Genomic DNA, 15459 nt, shown 5'->3' on the forward strand with positions numbered 1-15459 from the left:
GACCGGCGTGGTCAGGAGGAGCGGCCGCTGCTGTGGGCGATGCACGCCACGTCGATCCGGTCGGCCAGCTTGGCCAGCTCGATGGTGAGGGCCGCGACGGTGTCCTCGTCCAGGCTCTCCTCGCCGGTCTCCACCAGCCGCAGCCACCGTCCGCCGACCGTGCGCAGCAGCTTGCTCACGTCGGACGCGGCGACCTGGAGCGTGCCGCGGTCGTCGACGATCAGAGGCAGGGTCACTTCGCGGTTCACAAAGGGGATCGTAGTCGCGGAAGGCTCACGCTCCGTGCCATACGGTGGTGATGTTGCAGAACTCGCGGATTCCCTGCCCGGACAGCTCACGCCCGTAGCCCGACCGCTTGACCCCGCCGAACGGGAACGCCGGGTGGGACGCCGTCATCCCGTTGACGTACACGCCGCCCGCCTCCAGGTCCCGGACGAAACGGTCCACGTCGGCGTCGTCGCGCGTCCACACGTTGGAACTGAGCCCGAAGTCCGTGTCGTTGGCGATCAGCACCGCCTCGTCCAGGTCGGCCGCCCGGTAGAGCGTGGCGACCGGTCCGAACGCCTCCTCGCGATGGATGCGCATCTCGCGGGTGACGCCCGCCAGGACGGTCGGCGGGTAGTACCAGCCGGGACCGTCCGGGCGTTCGCCGCCGCACAGCACGCTCGCGCCGCCGCGCACCGCGTCGTCGACCAGCTCCACCAGGTCGTTCAGGCCCTGCTCGCTGGAGAGGGGGCCGACCTCGGTCTCCTCCTCCATCGGATCGCCGACCTTCAGCGCCTTCATGCCGTCGGTGAAGCGCTCGGCGAAGGCGTCGTACACGTCCGTGTGCACGATGAACCGCTTGGCGGCGATGCAGGACTGCCCGGCGTTCTGGGTGCGCGCGGTCACCGCCACCTCGGCGGCCCGCTCCACGTCGGCGGAGGGCATGACGACGAACGGGTCGCTGCCGCCCAGCTCGAGGACCGTCTTCTTGATCATCTCGCCGGCGGTGGAGGCCACCGCGCGGCCCGCGGGCTCGCTGCCGGTGAGGGTGGCGGCCCGCACCCGCTCGTCGCGCAGGATGTCGTCGACCGCGGCGGAACCGATGAGCAGGGTCTGGAAGCAGCCCTCGGGGAACCCCGCCCGGTGGAACAGGTCCTCCAGGTACAGGGCGGTCTGCGGCACGTTCGAGGCGTGCTTGAGCAGCCCGACGTTGCCCGCCATCAGCGCGGGCGCCGCGAACCTGATCACCTGCCAGAGCGGGAAGTTCCACGGCATCACCGCGAGCACCGGACCGAGCGGCCGGTAGCGGACCAGGGCCCGGGAGGCGCCGGAGTCCTTCACGTCGGCCTCGGCGGGCTCCTCGTCGGCCAGCAGCCGGGCCGCGTGGTCGGCGTACCAGCGCATCGCCTTGGCGCACTTGGCCGCCTCCGCGCGGGCCTGCTTGACGGGCTTGCCCATCTCCGTGGTGATGACCTTGCCGATCTCCTTCTGGTCCGCCTCCAGGAGGTCGGCGGCCCGGCGCATCAGCCCGGCCCGCTCGTAGAACCCCGTGGTCCGGTAGGTGCGGAAGGTGGCCTCCGCGAGCTCGATCCGGCGCTCGATCTCCTCCTCGCCCATGGCCTCGTACGTCCTGAGCGTCTCGCCGTTCGCCGGGTTCACCGTCGCGATGGGCATGGCCGACCTCCCTGGGGTGCATTCGTGCTCCGACCTTGGCGCGCGGCGCGGGGTGCCGCAACGCGGACGGGTCGCGTCGTTCCTCGTGGCCTCTCGTCAGTGCGAGTGCTCAGCCAGCCGGTCGAGAAACGCGGACTGCGCCTTCACGATCACCTCGCGGGCCCTCTCCAGCGCGAACCACGCCACCCGGTCCAGCTCGGGGAACTCCTCGGTCCGCCCCGACCTGGGCGGCCACTCCATGCGGAAGGTGCCGGGGACGACGGTGGCCGGGTCGAGGTCGGCGGCCACGGCCCAGACCGTGACGACCTTCCCGCCCGCCTGCCGCACCTCGCCGAGCGGGACCGCCTCGCCCCCGGGCGGCGGCAGCCCCAGCTCCTCCTCGAACTCGCGCCGGGCCGCCTCCCACGCGGGTTCCGCCGGGTCGTACTCGCCCTTGGGGACGGTCCACGCCCCGGCGTCCCGTCGGGTGTAGAACGGGCCGCCCATGTGGCCGAGGAGCACCTGCAGCTCCCCGCCCGGTCCGCGCCGGTACAGCAGCAGGCCCGCGCTGCGCCTCACGGGGCCACCCCGGGGTGGGCGGCGAGCAGGGTGTCCACGGTGTCCGCGTCCTCGGGGCGCTTGTCCTCGCGGTAGCGGACCACGCGGGCGAAGCGGAGGGTGACGCCGGCCGGGTAGCGGGTGGAGCGCTGGAGGCCGTCGTAGGCGATCTCGACGACGAGTTCGGGCCGTACGGTCACCCCCCAGCCGTGCTCCTCGACGGCCAGCTCCTTCAGGCGCTCGGTCTGCCAGGCCAGCAGCGCGTCGGTCATGCCCTTGAAGGTCTTGCCGAGCATCGCGAAGGAGCCGTCGGCGGCGCGGGCGCCCAGGTGGAGGTTGGAGAGCCTGCCGGTGCGGCGGCCGTGGCCCCACTCGGCGGCCAGCACCACCAGGTCGAGCGTGTGGACGGGCTTGACCTTCAGCCAGGACGCGCCACGCCGTCCCGCGCTGTAGGCGGCGTCGAGCCCCTTGACGACGACGCCCTCGTGCCCGTGCTCCAGCGACTCGGCGAGGAACTCCTCCGCGGTCCCGGTCTCCTCGGCGCCGCGCACCAGCGTGCGCCGTACCCGCAGCGGTTCGGGGACCAGCCGGGACAGCTCCGCGTGCCGTTCGGTCAGCGGCAGGTCGAGCAGGTCGCGGCCGTCCACGGACAGCGCGTCGAAGAACACCACCGAGACGGGGACCGCCCGCGCCGCCGTGGCCACGTCGGTGCGGGAACCCACCCGGCCCGCCGTCTCCTGGAAGGAGCGGGGGCGCCCGCTCGCGTCGAGGGCGATGGCCTCGCCGTCCAGGACGAACCGCTCGCCGGGCAGTGCCAGGGCCGCCTCGGTGATCTCGGGGAGCCGGTCGGTGATGTCGTCCAGGGTGCGGGTGTAGAGCCGTACGGTGCCGCCGTCCCGGTGCACCTGGACACGGATGCCGTCCAGCTTCTCCTCCACGGCCGCGGCGCCCAGCCTGCCGACCGCCTCGGCGACCGAGGACGCGCTGTGCGCCAGCATCGGCAGCACGGGCCGTCCGACGGTGAGCCGGAACCGGTCCAGGGCGCCGGGCCCGTCGGCCAGCAGGGCCTCAGCCACCGTCTGGAGCGACCCCGCGAGCATCACCGCGCGCCGTACGTCCGCCGGGGGAGCGTCCGTCGCCGCGGCCAGGCCCTCGACGGCGGCCGCGTCCAGCGCGCCCTGGCGGACCTCCCCGGTGAGCAGCCCGACCAGGAAGCGCTGCTCGTCCTCCGTGGCCGCGCCCATCAGCTCGCCGACCAGCCGGGCCCGCTCGGCCTGCGAACCGGCGCCGGAGACCGCGCCGAGCCGGGTGAGCCGGGCGTCCACGTCCCGCACCGTCAGGCTCGGCGCGTCGGCCGGCGGGACCCGGCGGCCGAGCGCCTTCCAGCCGACGCCGATCCGGCCCTGCGGGAGCCGTCCCGCCAGGTAAGGGATGACGACCGGCACGTCCGCCGCCTCCGCCTCGCGGAACAGCTCCGCGAGCAGGACGGTCTTCCGGGACCGCGCCGACGTGGCGGCGACCTCCCGGGACACCTGGGCCAACCGGGCAAGCAGCATGCAGTCATGGTGCACCGGAGCGGGCCGGCGCACACCCCGCGGCGACCGCGCGTTCCCGCGGGCGCCGCGTACCGGCGCGCGCCCGGTCCGTGCTCCGGGGCGCCCTCACCCGGCGACGGCCGCGTCCAGGTCCGACATGATCAGGTCGCCGACGACCGCCGCCGCCGCGCGGTAGCCGCCGCTCGCCGCGTGGACGACCTGCTCGGCGAAGCCCATCGCGTTGCCGGCGGTCCACACGCCCGGCACGCTGGTCCGGCCCGTCGGGTCCACCACCGGGTAGGCGCCGAACGGCGTCTCCTGCAGCTCCGCCCCCAGCCGCTCCATCAGGCCGGTCTGCGGGACCGCCTTCGGGGCGACGAAGACCACCGTGCGGTCGTGCGCCGTGCCGTCCGCCAGCCTTACCCCGGTGAGCAGGTCGTCCTCGACCCGCAGGGCGGCCACCTCGCCGGGCACCACCTTGACCCCGGCCGCGGCGAGCCGCCGCAGGTCGTCGTCGGACAGCTCCCGCTCCGCGACCGTGTGCAGGAAGAGCGTCACGTCGTCCGACCAGCCGGACACCATCAGGGCCTGGTGCACGCTGAGCGGGCTGGTGGCCAGCACGCCGAAGCGCTCGTCCCGCACCTCCCAGCCGTGGCAGAACGGGCAGTGCAGCACGTCCCGGCCGTACCGCTCGGCGACCCCGGGCACGTCCGGCAGCTCGTCCCTGAGCCCGGTGGTGACGATCAGCCGCCGGGCGTGCACGGTCTCCCCGCCGGCCAGCCGTACCGCGAAGTCCTCGTCCCGGGACACGTCCACGGCACGGTCGCGGACCAGCTCCACGCCGTAGCGCGCGATCTCCTCCCGGCCGAGCGCCAGGAACTCGGCGGGGGACATGCCGTCCCGGGTCAGGTAGCCCTGCATGTGGCCCGACGGCGCGTTGCGCGGCTCCCCGGCGTCGACCACCAGGGTGCGCAGCCGCGAGCGGCCCAGGACCAGCGCGGCGGAGAGCCCGGCCGCGCCGCCGCCGACCACCACCACGTCGTACGTGCCGGACGGGTCCTTCAGATCCTTCGGGTTCGTGTTCTGGGTCATGGTGACCACCTCCACGTAGAAGGTCGCTCGGATCCTCCGGTATTGACAAATATGTTTGCCGGAACTGCAATAAACGCATGACGACCCCAGACGATGTCCTCGCCGGTGTCGGGCCGAGGCTCCGCCAGCTGCGCAAGGAGCGCGAGGTGACCCTGGCGGCGCTGTCCGAGTCGACCGGGATCTCGGTGAGCACCCTGTCGCGGCTGGAGTCGGGTCTGCGCAAGCCGAGCCTCGAACTGCTGCTGCCGATCGCCCAGGCCCACCGGGTGCCGCTGGACGAACTGGTCGGCGCGCCACCGGTCGACGACCCCCGGGTGCGCGCCAAGCCCATCGTGCGGCACGGCCGCACCCACTGGCCGCTCACCCGCCAGGCGGGCGGCCTCCAGGCGTTCAAGGTGCTGGAGCCCCAGCGCCGGGAGGAGCCGGACCCGCGCACCCACGAGGGGTACGAGTGGCTGTACGTCCTGTCGGGACGGCTGCGGCTCGTGCTGGGCGAGCACGACGTGGTGCTGTCGGCGGGGGAGGCCGCCGAGTTCGACACCCGGGTGCCGCACTGGTTCGGGTCGACGGGGGAGGGGCCGGCCGAGTTCCTCAGCCTCTTCGGTCCGCAGGGGGAGCGGATGCACGTACGGGCACGGCCCTCGCAGGCGTGACGCCGCACCCTGTTCCCTGATCGGCAAGCGACCGCTTAGTATGCGGGTGACCCGGTCGGACGACGCAGTCGGTGGAGGCCCCGCATGCAGGCATGGCAGGTGCACGAGAACGGCGAGCCGGGCGAGGTGATGCGCCTCGCGGACGTGTCGCCGCCGACGCCGGGCGAGGGCCAGGTCCTGCTGCGGGTCCGCGCCGCGAACATCAACTTCCCGGACGCCCTGCTGTGCCGGGGCCAGTACCAGGTCCGGCCGCCGCTGCCGTTCACGCCGGGCGTGGAGATCTGCGGCGAGACCGAGGACGGGCGCCGCGTCATCGCCAACCCGGCACTGCCGCACGGCGGCTTCGCCGAGTACGCCCTCGCGGACGCGCGTGCCCTGCTGCCCGCGCCGGAGGCCCTCGACGACGCCGAGGCGGCCGCCCTGCACATCGGGTACCAGACCGGCTGGTTCGGCCTGCACCGCCGGGCCCGGCTGGAAGCAGGCGAGACCCTGCTGGTCCATGCCGCCGCGGGCGGCGTCGGGAGCGCCGCCGTACAGCTCGGCAAGGCGGCCGGTGCCACCGTCGTCGGCGTCGTCGGTGGCCCGGAGAAGGCGGCCGTCGCCCGCGAGCTGGGCTGCGACGTGGTCGTCGACCGGCACGCCGAGGACGTCGTCGCCGCCGTGAAGGAGGCCACCGGCGGCCGGGGCGCCGACGTGGTCTACGACCCCGTCGGCGGGCAGGCGTACGCCCAGTCCGCCAAGGTCGTCGCCTTCGAGGGCCGGATCGTCGTCGTGGGCTTCGCGAGCGGCACGATCCCCAGTCCCGCGCTGAACCACGCGCTGGTGAAGAACTACGCGATCCTCGGACTGCACTGGGGCCTGTACAACACCAAGAACCCCGAGCTGGTGCGGCACTGCCACGAACAGCTCACCGAGCTGGCCGCGCGGGGCGCGATCAAGCCGCTGGTGAGCGAGCGGGTGCCGCTCGCCGACGCCGCCGACGCCGTACAGCGCGTCGCCGACGGCAGGACGACCGGCCGCCTGGCCGTCGTACCGGAGAACCTGGACAAGGGAGCCGCCGCATGACCGACGCAGCGGAACTGCGCCGCCGCACGCGCGAGTTGCTCGCCGCGCATCCACCGGCCACCACGGACCGCCTGGACTTCCTCCGGGCCCGCTTCGACGCTGGACTCGCCTGGGTGCACTACCCGGAGGGGCTCGGCGGTCTCGGTGCCCCGCGCGCCCTCCAGGCCGTCGTGGACGCCGAGTTGGCGGCCGCGGACGCCCCCGACAACGACCCCCGGCGCATCGGCATCGGCCTCGGCATGGCCGCCCCGACCATCCTCCAGTACGGCACCGAGGAGCAGCAGCGCCGGCTGCTGCGTCCGCTGTGGACCGGCGAGGAGGTCTGGTGCCAGCTCTTCAGCGAGCCGGGCGCCGGGTCCGACCTGGCCGCCCTCGGCACGCGCGCCGTCCGGGACGGCGAGGACTGGGTCGTGAACGGTCAGAAGGTGTGGACCTCCAGTGCCCACCTCGCCCGCTGGGCCATCCTCATCGCCCGTACCGACCCGGACGTGCCCAAGCACCGGGGCATCACCTACTTCGTGTGCGACATGACCGACCCGGGTGTCGAGGTGCGGCCGCTGCGCCAGATCACCGGCGAGGCCGAGTTCAACGAGGTGTTCCTCACCGGCGTCCGCATCCCCGACTCCCGCCGCCTCGGCGGGATCGGCGACGGCTGGCGGGTCGCGCAGACCACGCTGAACAACGAACGCGTCGCCATCGGCGGCACGCCGATCCCCCGCGAGGGCGGCATGATCGGCAAGATCGCCGCGACCTGGCGGGAGCGCCCCGACCTGCGCACCCACGACCTGCACCAGCGGCTGCTCGGCCTGTGGGTCGAGGCCGAGGTCGCCCGCCTCACCGGCGTGCGCCTGCGCCAGCAACTGGCGGCCGGCCAGCCCGGCCCCGAGGGCGCCGGGATGAAGCTGAACTTCGCCCGGCTCAACCAGGAGATCAGCGGCCTGGAGGTCGAACTCCTCGGCGAGGAGGGCCTGCTCTACGACGACTGGACCATGCGCCGTCCCGAGCTGGTCGACTTCACCGGCCGCGACGCCGGATACCGCTACCTGCGGTCCAAGGGCAACAGCATCGAGGGCGGGACCAGCGAGGTCCTGCTGAACATCGTCGCCGAGCGCGTCCTCGGCCTGCCCGCCGAGCCGCGCACCGACAAGGACGTCGCATGGAAGGACCTCGCCCGATGAGCGCACAGCCGGAACCCGCCCTGCTCCACTCGGAGGAGGAAGAGGCGCTGCGCGCCGCCGTCCGGGACCTGCTCACCGACCACTGCGACCCGGCCGGCGTCATCACCCGCACCGAGACGGCCGCCCCGCACGACGTGTCGCTGTGGAAGTCCCTCGCCGACTCGATGGGCCTCGCGGGCCTGCTGATCCCGGAGGAACTGGGCGGCCAGGGCGCCACGCACCGGGAGGCCGCCGTCGTCCTGGAGGAGTTGGGACGCGCGGTCGCACCGGTGCCGTACCTGACGAGCGCCGTCGTCGCCACCGAGGCGCTGCTGGCCTGCCGGGCCGACGACCTGCTCGGCGAGCTGGCGTCCGCCACGACCGTCGCGGTACTGGCCGTCGGGCTGCACGTCGCAGCGGGCGGCGCCGTTCCGGGCGTGCGGCTGGAGAACGGGGCCCTGCACGGTGAGCTGACCGGCATCGCGGACGCCTCCGTCGCCGACGTGCTGCTGGTGCCCGGCGACAACGGGGGCCTGTACGCGGTCCGTGCCGCCGACACGACGGTGACCCCACAGGTCTCGCTCGACCCCACCCGGCCGCTGGCGCGCGTGACCCTCGACGGCGCCCCGGCGCGTCGCCTCGGTGACGCGGAGCCCGCCGTGCGCCAGGCCCTGCGGGCCGGTGCCGGACTGCTCGCCTCCGAACAACTGGGCCTCGCCGACTGGCTGTTGACCGAGACGGTCCGCTACCTCAAGGAACGCAAGCAGTTCAACCGCCAGGTCGGCGGCTTCCAGGCGGTCAAGCACCGGCTCGCCCGGCTGTGGCTGGAGGTGGCGGGCCTGCGCGCCGCCGCCCGCAACGCGGCAGACGCCCTGGCGACCGGCACGGACACCGAGGTGGCCGTCGCCGTGGCCCAGGCGTACGCGGCCCAGGTCGCCGTCCACGCCGCCGAGGAGGCACTGCAACTGCACGGCGGCATCGGCATGACGTGGGAACACCCGGTCCACCTGTACCTCAAGCGGGCCAAGGCCGACTCGATCGCCTACGGCGCGGCGGGCACCCACCGCGCGGCGCTGGCCGAACTGGTCGACCTGCGGGCGCCCTGACGTACCCGCCCGCGCCCGCGGGCGCGGGCGCGGGCGGTCCGGGAACCGCGCCGGTGAAGTGAACGACCGGCGGCGGTCCGGCCAACTCCCCGCACGGCTCTGCTCCCTGAGGGTCACGGGCCCCCATACTCACTGGGGTCCCGTACGGCACCTCCAGGGAGGCAGAGCATGGCCCTCACCACCCGACGCAGAGCCCTCACCACCCTCGGCGCCGCCCTCGCGGGCGCGGTCGCCCTGCCCGCCGGCACCGCGCTGGCGTCCGAAGGCAGGCACGGACCGCGCCCGCTGTGGCGCGCGCACGCCCACAACGACTACGAGCACCCCCGCCCCCTCCTCGACGCCCTCGACCACCGCTTCGGCAGCGTCGAGGCCGACATCTACCTGGTCGGCGGCCAACTCCTGGTCGCCCACGACCCGGAGGACCTGGACCCGTCCCGCACCCTGGAGTCGCTCTACCTCGACCCGCTCGCCGCCCGGGTCCGCGCGGGCCACGGCCGGGTCTACCGGCGGGACCGCGGCTCCCTGCAACTCCTGATCGACATCAAGACCGAGGGCGAGGCGACGTACCTCGCACTCGACCGCCGACTGCGGCGCTACCAGCGCCTGTTCACCTCCTACGCCCATGGACGGGTGTTCCCGGGCGCGGTCACCGCGGTGGTCTCCGGCGACCGGGCCGCCCGGGCGCCCATGGAGGCCCAGCGCACCCGCCGGGCCTTCTACGACGGCCGCCTCACCGACCTCGGCACCACCGCACCGGCCTCGTTCGTCCCGCTGATCAGCGACAACTGGACGCTCAACTTCACCTGGCAGGGCGTGGGCACCTTCCCGGCGGCCGAGCGGCGCAGACTGCGGGACATCGTGGGCGCTGCCCACGCCCGCGGGCAGCGGGTGCGCTTCTGGGCCACGCCCGACGTGGCGGGGCCCGCGCGGGACGCCGTCTGGGCCGAACTGCTCGCCGCCGGTGTCGACCATCTCAACACCGACGACCTCGCGGGCCTCGAGGCGTTCCTCGACGCCCACCGGGACGCGTAGGGCAGCGCCGTAACACCACTCGTTCGGAGGACAGGTCAGCCGCCCGGACGAACCCTCCGCTACGCCACACTTACGGCCGAACGCCGCGAAGTGGACGTGGCGGAGGAGGTTGACGATGGCCGTTTCCATCTCTGTGGTGCTCTTGCTGTCCATCCTGGCGGTGCTCTTCCTGCGCAACGGCGGACTGAAGGTCTCGCACGCCCTGGTGTGCCTGCTGCTCGGCTTCTACCTGGCGAGCACGAGCATCGCCCCGACCATCAACAGCGGACTGACCGCGACGGCGGACATCGTGAGCAGCCTCAGACCGTAGGGCGGCGGAGAGGCCGCCGCCGCGGCGGACCTCGGCGCGGCGGCGGTCAGACCTCGACCGCCGTGCCGGTCCGCGTCTTCTCGGCGGAGGGCCGGGGGCCGGGCCGGCCCGGCAGGAGCAGGCAGAGCGGGACGGCGAGGGCGGTGAGGGCCACCGACCACCAGAACGCCCGGTCGAACGCGTCGGCCAGGGCGCTCGCTCCGTGGGCGCCGAGGGAGGCGTGCTGCAGGACGACGGCGAGCACGGCGATCCCCACCGAGCCGCCGACCTGCTGGGCGATGCGGGTGAGGACACCGGCGTCGGGGATCTCCTGGTGCGGCAGCCCGACATAGGCGGCGCCCATCGGCGCGATCATGGCGGCGCCGAGCGCGACGCCGCGCACGAACAGCGCCGCCATGAGCAGCAGTTCGCCGGTGTCGGCGGTGACGAAGGCGAACGGCACCGTGGCCAGGGCGACGCAGGCGAAAGCGGTCACGGCGACCGGGCGGGGGCCGACGCGGTCCATGTACCGGCCCGACAGGCCGCGCGCGAGGAGCGCCCCGACGCCCTGCGGGATGAGCAGGAGCCCGGCGCCGAGGGCGTCCTCGCCGCGGACCTGCTGGAAGTACAGGGGCAGCAGCATCATCGGCCCGTACAGGGCGATGCCGCCCAGGAAGAGCAGGGTGCCCGAGGAGGCCACCGCCCGGTGGCGGAACAGCCGCAGGTCGACCAGGGCGCCGCCGGTGCGGGTCAGTGACCGAACCGTGAAGCCGCCGACGAGGGCGAGTCCGCCGAGCAGCGGCACGAGGACCCCGGCGCCGGTGAGGCCCGCGCTGCCCTCGACCCGGGACAGGGCGTAGACCAGGGCGGTGACGCCCGGGCAGAACAGGAACAGGCCGACGACGTCGAGACGGACGCGGGGGCCGCCGGGCTCCGGCCGGTCGTCGGGGAGGTTCCGCCGGGCCAGCCAGCCGCCGACGAGGCAGAAGGGGATGTTGACGAAGAACATCCAGCGCCAGTCGGCCAGATGCAGGACGAGGCCGCCCAGGGCCGGGCCGAGGATCGGACCGAGCGCGGTGGGCACCGTGATGATCGCCATGACCTTGCCCGGGTGGCGGCCCTTGGCGGCCTGCATGAGCAGCGTGGCCATGAGCGGCATCATGACGCCGCCCGCCAGGCCCTGGACGACCCGGAAGACGATCAGGCTCCCGGCGTTCCACGCCAGCGCGCTGAGGACCGAGCCGAGCAGGAACCCGCCCAGGGCCGCGATCCACAGCCGTCGGCCGCCGAAGCGCGACTGGGCCCACGCGGCGAGCGGGATGGTGGCGAACACCGCCAGCAGGTAGCCGGTGCTCACCCACTGGATGGTGGCCGGCGGGGCGTCGAACTCCTTTACCAGGTCGCCCAGCGCGACGCTGACGACGGTGGTGTCGAAGACGACGGCGAGCGCGCCCACGACGAGCGTGGCTCCCATGCGCCACACGGCGGGATCGATGCGATCGGGATCCGCTCCCGCGGGCGCGGTCCCGTGGGGGGTGCTCACGAACCCCACCTCCTTAGATAGAACAGCCTTTCTTACGCTCGTCAGGGTAGGGCCGCTAGGATAAGAAAGGCAACTCTTTCCCACTTGGCCGAGGAGGCGTGGATGGCTCAGCGGCGCCGCGGAGCGGCACTGGAGAAGGCGCTCCTGGACGCGGCCTGGGAGGAACTCGCCGAACGCGGTTACGCCAGGTTCACCATGGACGCCGTCGTCAGGCGCGCGGGCACCAGCCCGCCGGTGCTCTACCGCCGCTGGTCGCACCGCGACGAGCTGGCCCGGGCGGCCGTCGTCCACGCCCTGGAGGAGGCGCGCGTCGACACCCCCGACACGGGCAGCCTGCGGGGGGACGTCCTCGCCCTCATGCGGGAGATCGGCACCGCCAACGCCCGGCTCGTCATCCTCATGTACGCGCACCTGGCCGGGTACTACCAGGAGACCGGCACCAACCCCGGCGACCTGCTCGACGAGACGCGCGGGAAGTCCGCGGACGCGCTCGCGGAGGTCTACGACCGGGCCGTCGCCCGCGGCGAGGCCAGGCCGGAACGGCTCACCGAGCGCGTCAGGTCCCTCCCCTTCGACCTGCTGCGCCAGGAAATCCTCGTGACCCTCGCGCAGGTCCCCGATGACGTCGTCGAAGAGATCGTCGACACGGTCTTCCTGCCCCTGGTGCGCTGACGGCCGAGGCGGGAGGGGTCCGGGCTAGGCGTCCACGAGCCGGGAGCGGATGAGGAAGCGCACCCCTTCGGGCGCCTCCAGCGAGAAACCGCTGCCCCGGCCCGGGACGACGTCCACGATCAGCCGGGTGTGGCTCCACACCTCGTACTGACTGCGCGACATCCAGAACTCCACCGGCTCCTCCACGCCGTCGACGGCCAGCTCGCCGAGCAGCACGTCCGAGGCGCCGGTGCGGAACTCGCCGGCCGGGTAGCACATGGGGGCGCTGCCGTCGCAGCAACCGCCGGACTGGTGGAACATCAGCGGGCCGTGCGCCTCGCGGAGCCGCCGCAGCAGTACGGACGCCTCGGGGGTCAGCTCGACGCGCGGGGTCTCCTCGTATGTGTCGCCCATGCCGTGCATGCCACCACGGCGAAGGTTGCGAGTGCGTTGCGCGGGTTCGGTGGCGGGGTTCCGCGGGCTGCCTTCCCGGGGTACCTCCTTTGACATACCTATTTCCTCATATCTATTGTTCGCGGGTGACCGACTCCAGCACCCCTCGCCGGGACACCGACCGCCTGGCCTCCGGGCTCGCGGCGTGCCTTCCCGCGCTGCACAGGGCGCTGGACCGACAGGTCACCGCCCGGTACCCGCACCCCAAGCCCCCCGAGGGGCAGCTCGCCCTGCTGCGGTTCGTCGCGCAGCACGAGGGCGCCACGGTGCGCGAGGCCGCCGAGGCCCTGCTGATGAAGCCGAACAACGTCAGCGCCCTGGTCTCCCAGCTCACCGAGCAGGGAGACCTGGAGCGCCGGCAGGACAGCGCCGACAAGCGCGTCGCCCACCTCCACCTCACGGCCACGGCCCGTGAACGGGTGTCCGAGGTGCGGGAACTGGAGACCGCTTTCATCCGCCACGCCCTGACCGCCCTCACCGAGGGCCAGCAGGGCGCGCTCGGCTCCGCCCTCGGAGCCCTCGAAGCGTTGACGCGGCATCTCCACCCCGGCGTCCGCTGACACACGTGCCCGCCCTCTCGGCGCGCCGTTGACTTCCCGCACCACCCCTGAATCCGGAAGAGAAGACTCCGCCATGCCCTCCACGTCCGTGGATCCTTCCGCCATGCCCGCGGCCGAGACCGCCCCCGTCCCACGGGCGGCAGGCCGCCTGCGGTCCAATCCGTGGCTGACCCTCCTCGCCGTCGCGTTCGGCCTGTTCATGGTCCAGCTCGACGGGTCCGTCGTCGCCATCGCCAACCCCGAGATCGGCAGCGACCTGCACGCGTCCACCGCCCAGCTCCAGTGGGTGACCAACGCCTACCTGCTCGCCCTCGCCGCCACCCTCATCCTGGGCGGCAAGCTCGGCGACCGCTTCGGCCGCCGCACCTACTACCTGGTGGGTGTCGCCGGCTTCACCCTCGCCTCCGTCGCCATCGGTCTGTCCGGTTCGATCGAGGGAGTCGTCGCCTTCCGCGCCCTCCAAGGTGCCTTCGGCGGACTGCTGGTGCCCAACACCCTCGGACTGCTCCGCTCCGTCTTCCCGCCCAGGAAGTTCGGCATGGCCGTCGGCATCTGGGCCATGGTCTCCGCCGTCGCCACGGCCCTCGGCCCCATCGTCGGCGGACTCCTCGTGGAGCACGTCGACTGGGAGTCCGTCTTCTACGTCAACGCCCCCATCGGTGTCCTCGCCATCGTCTTCGGCGCCCTCGTCCTCCCGGAGAGCCGCAACGCCGGGGGCCGCGAGCGCTTCGACATACCCGGCCTCGTCCTGCTCGCCCTCGGCCTCCTGGCCGTCGTCTTCGGCGTCGTCAAGGGCGAGACCTGGGGCTGGACCTCGGCCGGCACCCTCGGTGCCATCGCCGCCGGCCTCGTCCTCCTGCTCGTGTTCGGCCGGTACGAGACCCGCGTGGAGCACCCGCTGCTGCCGATGCGCCTGTTCCGCAGCCGCGCGCTGACCATCGGCGCGGTCATCACCGCGCTGAACTTCTTCGTGATGCTCGGCGTGATCTTCTTCGTCATGCTGTACCTGCAGAACGTGCGCGGCTTCACGCCGGTCGAGGCGGGCGTGCGGACACTCCCGCTCAGCCTCGCCTCGCTGGTCGCCTCGCCCCTGGGCGCGGCCCTGACCCAGCGCTTCGGGCCCCGGCTGACCATGCCGCTGGGCATGCTGCTCCAGGCGGCCTCCTGCTTCGGCATGCTCACCTGGCAGACCGACTCCGCCTACGCCACCATGTGGCCGCCGTTCATCGCGCTCGGCCTCGGCGTCGGCATGGTGATGTCCGCCTCCTCCGACGCCATCGTGGGCAACGCCCCCGTCCGGGACGGCGGGGTGGCGGGCGGTCTCCAGGCGACCACCCTGCAGATCGGCGGCGCGCTCGGCACGTCCGTGCTGGTCTCCCTGATCAGCGCCCAGGTGCGCGGCACCCTCACCGGTGAGCTGACCGGCGCGGGCGTCCCCCCGGCCGTGGCCAACGGTCTCCAGGAGGCCGAGGACGCGGTGGCGATGGGCGTGGCGCCCGTCTCCGGCGGCATGCCGGCCGGGCTGCGGGCCGCCGTGGTGGAGGGCAGCGGGCAGGCGTTCATGAACGGCGTCCATGTGGCCGTGGCCGTCACGGGCGTCCTCTGCGTGCTCGGCGCGGCCCTCGCGGCGGCCGGACTCAGGCCTCCCCGGCCGCGGCGCGCGGAAGCACCGTGACCCGGCGGAAGTTGCACCCGTGGGAGACCGCGAGAGCCGCCGGCCCCGTCGGGCCCGGGGCGCGGTCGGCCGGCGGCCGGGACTGATGGGCCTTGAGCGCGATGCTCACCAGGCTCAGCAGCAGGTCGACGTCCGTGTCGCAGTCCAGGTGCACCGTCACCCAACGGGAGCCGGGCACCAGACGGATGGCGGTGGAGCCGCCGAGGTCGTACTGGAAGCGCTGGATGGCCCGGTGGGTGAGGTGGAGGTCCACGTCCCGGTCCGAGTGGAAGTGGACGATCTCGTCGCGGACGGAGCACAGTGCCCGTCCGGTTCCGCAACTGGCCCGACCCGCCGAGAGGTCGGGCCAGGCTTGCAGCCGCTCAAAGGCGCGCTGGGCCGGAGTCATGGCCCTATCGTCGCCCGATCACCGCTTCGCAACCAGAGGTTGAGCGATTTGTAACCGGCACGTG

General features: G+C 73.5%; 17 protein-coding genes. 9 read left to right on the top strand and 8 right to left on the bottom strand.

Annotated features, from left to right (window positions below; translation table 11 throughout):
• Window positions 1-11 precede the first annotated feature (11 nt).
• From BZZ08_RS14375 to BZZ08_RS14395, 5 genes are all read right to left on the bottom strand, one after another.
• Complete coding sequence (locus BZZ08_RS14375; protein ID WP_007388168.1) at window positions 12-248, bottom strand: DUF6213 family protein; 237 nt, start codon at window positions 246-248, stop codon at window positions 12-14.
• 25 nt (window positions 249-273) lie between these two features.
• Window positions 274-1659 carry an NADP-dependent succinic semialdehyde dehydrogenase gene (locus BZZ08_RS14380; protein ID WP_104632595.1) on the bottom strand — a complete coding sequence of 462 codons (1386 nt, stop codon included), beginning with the start codon at window positions 1657-1659 and terminating at the stop codon, window positions 274-276.
• A gap of 96 nt (window positions 1660-1755) precedes the next feature.
• Window positions 1756-2217: an NUDIX domain-containing protein gene (locus BZZ08_RS14385; protein WP_104632596.1), complete on the bottom strand. Its 462-nt coding sequence runs from the start codon at window positions 2215-2217 to the stop codon at window positions 1756-1758.
• Window positions 2214-3752 carry an ATP-dependent DNA ligase gene (locus BZZ08_RS14390; protein ID WP_104632597.1) on the bottom strand — a complete coding sequence of 513 codons (1539 nt, stop codon included), beginning with the start codon at window positions 3750-3752 and terminating at the stop codon, window positions 2214-2216. The genes BZZ08_RS14385 and BZZ08_RS14390 overlap by 4 nt, the downstream gene beginning before the upstream one ends.
• Before the next feature lie 105 nt (window positions 3753-3857).
• A complete protein-coding gene (locus tag BZZ08_RS14395) occupies window positions 3858-4823 on the bottom strand; it encodes an NAD(P)/FAD-dependent oxidoreductase (RefSeq protein WP_104632671.1) in 966 nt (321 codons plus the stop codon).
• A gap of 77 nt (window positions 4824-4900) precedes the next feature.
• Here BZZ08_RS14395 and BZZ08_RS14400 point away from each other — a divergent pair, with 77 nt between their 5' ends.
• The 6 genes from BZZ08_RS14400 (at window position 4901) to BZZ08_RS14425 (ending at window position 10146) form a co-directional block, all read left to right on the top strand.
• Window positions 4901-5476, top strand: coding sequence for a helix-turn-helix domain-containing protein (locus BZZ08_RS14400; RefSeq protein WP_104632598.1), 576 nt, complete (start codon window positions 4901-4903; stop codon window positions 5474-5476).
• Between the two features lie 84 nt (window positions 5477-5560).
• A complete protein-coding gene (locus BZZ08_RS14405) occupies window positions 5561-6541 on the top strand; it encodes an NADPH:quinone oxidoreductase family protein (protein WP_104632599.1) in 981 nt (326 codons plus the stop codon).
• On the top strand, window positions 6538-7719 hold the full coding sequence (locus BZZ08_RS14410; RefSeq protein ID WP_104632600.1) for an acyl-CoA dehydrogenase family protein: 1182 nt from the start codon (window positions 6538-6540) through the stop codon (window positions 7717-7719). Before BZZ08_RS14405 ends, BZZ08_RS14410 begins: the two co-directional genes overlap by 4 nt.
• Entirely contained in the window at window positions 7716-8804 is a 1089-nt protein-coding gene (locus BZZ08_RS14415) for an acyl-CoA dehydrogenase family protein (RefSeq protein WP_104632601.1), read from the top strand. Before BZZ08_RS14410 ends, BZZ08_RS14415 begins: the two co-directional genes overlap by 4 nt.
• A 168-nt stretch (window positions 8805-8972) precedes the next feature.
• Window positions 8973-9836 (top strand): phosphatidylinositol-specific phospholipase C/glycerophosphodiester phosphodiesterase family protein, encoded by an 864-nt coding sequence (locus BZZ08_RS14420; RefSeq protein ID WP_104632602.1) that lies wholly within the window; start codon window positions 8973-8975, stop codon window positions 9834-9836.
• Between the two features lie 115 nt (window positions 9837-9951).
• On the top strand, window positions 9952-10146 hold the full coding sequence (locus BZZ08_RS14425) for a hypothetical protein (protein WP_030181846.1): 195 nt from the start codon (window positions 9952-9954) through the stop codon (window positions 10144-10146).
• Between the two features lie 46 nt (window positions 10147-10192).
• Here the strand turns inward: BZZ08_RS14425 and BZZ08_RS14430 are convergent, their stop codons facing one another.
• Window positions 10193-11668, bottom strand: coding sequence for an MDR family MFS transporter (locus BZZ08_RS14430; RefSeq protein ID WP_104632603.1), 1476 nt, complete (start codon window positions 11666-11668; stop codon window positions 10193-10195).
• A gap of 102 nt (window positions 11669-11770) precedes the next feature.
• On the opposite strand from BZZ08_RS14430, the gene BZZ08_RS14435 reads away from it, so the two are divergent.
• A complete protein-coding gene (locus BZZ08_RS14435) occupies window positions 11771-12340 on the top strand; it encodes a TetR/AcrR family transcriptional regulator (RefSeq protein ID WP_104632604.1) in 570 nt (189 codons plus the stop codon).
• 24 nt (window positions 12341-12364) lie between these two features.
• On the opposite strand, the gene BZZ08_RS14440 is transcribed toward BZZ08_RS14435, so the two are convergent.
• Window positions 12365-12733, bottom strand: a complete 369-nt coding sequence (locus tag BZZ08_RS14440) for a DUF779 domain-containing protein (RefSeq protein WP_104632672.1) — start codon at window positions 12731-12733, stop codon at window positions 12365-12367.
• Window positions 12734-12858: 125 nt separating this feature from the next.
• Here BZZ08_RS14440 and BZZ08_RS14445 point away from each other — a divergent pair, with 125 nt between their 5' ends.
• The gene (locus BZZ08_RS14445; RefSeq protein ID WP_104632605.1) at window positions 12859-13332 is read left to right on the top strand and encodes a MarR family winged helix-turn-helix transcriptional regulator; all 474 of its coding nucleotides are present in this window, start codon (window positions 12859-12861) and stop codon (window positions 13330-13332) included.
• Between the two features lie 73 nt (window positions 13333-13405).
• A complete protein-coding gene (locus BZZ08_RS14450) occupies window positions 13406-15007 on the top strand; it encodes an MFS transporter (protein WP_104632606.1) in 1602 nt (533 codons plus the stop codon).
• Here BZZ08_RS14450 and BZZ08_RS14455 read toward each other — a convergent pair.
• Window positions 14970-15395 carry a luciferase domain-containing protein gene (locus BZZ08_RS14455; protein WP_104632607.1) on the bottom strand — a complete coding sequence of 142 codons (426 nt, stop codon included), beginning with the start codon at window positions 15393-15395 and terminating at the stop codon, window positions 14970-14972. The genes BZZ08_RS14450 and BZZ08_RS14455 overlap by 38 nt on opposite strands.
• Window positions 15396-15459: the final 64 nt, after the last annotated feature.

Source organism: Streptomyces sp. MH60 (assembly GCF_002939385.1).
Lineage (GTDB): Bacteria > Actinomycetota > Actinomycetes > Streptomycetales > Streptomycetaceae > Streptomyces.

Bases quoted from the DNA above. Each gene is read 5' to 3' on its own strand.
- BZZ08_RS14380 (WP_104632595.1), bottom strand. From the start codon at position 1,659: ATGCCCATCGCGACGGTGAACCCGGCGAACGGCGAGACGCTCAGGACG.
- BZZ08_RS14435 (WP_104632604.1), top strand. From the start codon at position 11,771: ATGGCTCAGCGGCGCCGCGGAGCGGCACTGGAGAAGGCGCTCCTGGAC.
- BZZ08_RS14455 (WP_104632607.1), bottom strand. From the start codon at position 15,395: ATGACTCCGGCCCAGCGCGCCTTTGAGCGGCTGCAAGCCTGGCCCGAC.
- BZZ08_RS14390 (WP_104632597.1), bottom strand. From the start codon at position 3,752: ATGCTGCTTGCCCGGTTGGCCCAGGTGTCCCGGGAGGTCGCCGCCACG.
- BZZ08_RS14440 (WP_104632672.1), bottom strand. From the start codon at position 12,733: ATGGGCGACACATACGAGGAGACCCCGCGCGTCGAGCTGACCCCCGAG.
- BZZ08_RS14420 (WP_104632602.1), top strand. From the start codon at position 8,973: ATGGCCCTCACCACCCGACGCAGAGCCCTCACCACCCTCGGCGCCGCC.
- BZZ08_RS14395 (WP_104632671.1), bottom strand. From the start codon at position 4,823: ATGACCCAGAACACGAACCCGAAGGATCTGAAGGACCCGTCCGGCACG.
- BZZ08_RS14400 (WP_104632598.1), top strand. From the start codon at position 4,901: ATGACGACCCCAGACGATGTCCTCGCCGGTGTCGGGCCGAGGCTCCGC.
- BZZ08_RS14450 (WP_104632606.1), top strand. From the start codon at position 13,406: ATGCCCTCCACGTCCGTGGATCCTTCCGCCATGCCCGCGGCCGAGACC.
- BZZ08_RS14425 (WP_030181846.1), top strand. From the start codon at position 9,952: ATGGCCGTTTCCATCTCTGTGGTGCTCTTGCTGTCCATCCTGGCGGTG.
- BZZ08_RS14410 (WP_104632600.1), top strand. From the start codon at position 6,538: ATGACCGACGCAGCGGAACTGCGCCGCCGCACGCGCGAGTTGCTCGCC.
- BZZ08_RS14405 (WP_104632599.1), top strand. From the start codon at position 5,561: ATGCAGGCATGGCAGGTGCACGAGAACGGCGAGCCGGGCGAGGTGATG.
- BZZ08_RS14415 (WP_104632601.1), top strand. From the start codon at position 7,716: ATGAGCGCACAGCCGGAACCCGCCCTGCTCCACTCGGAGGAGGAAGAG.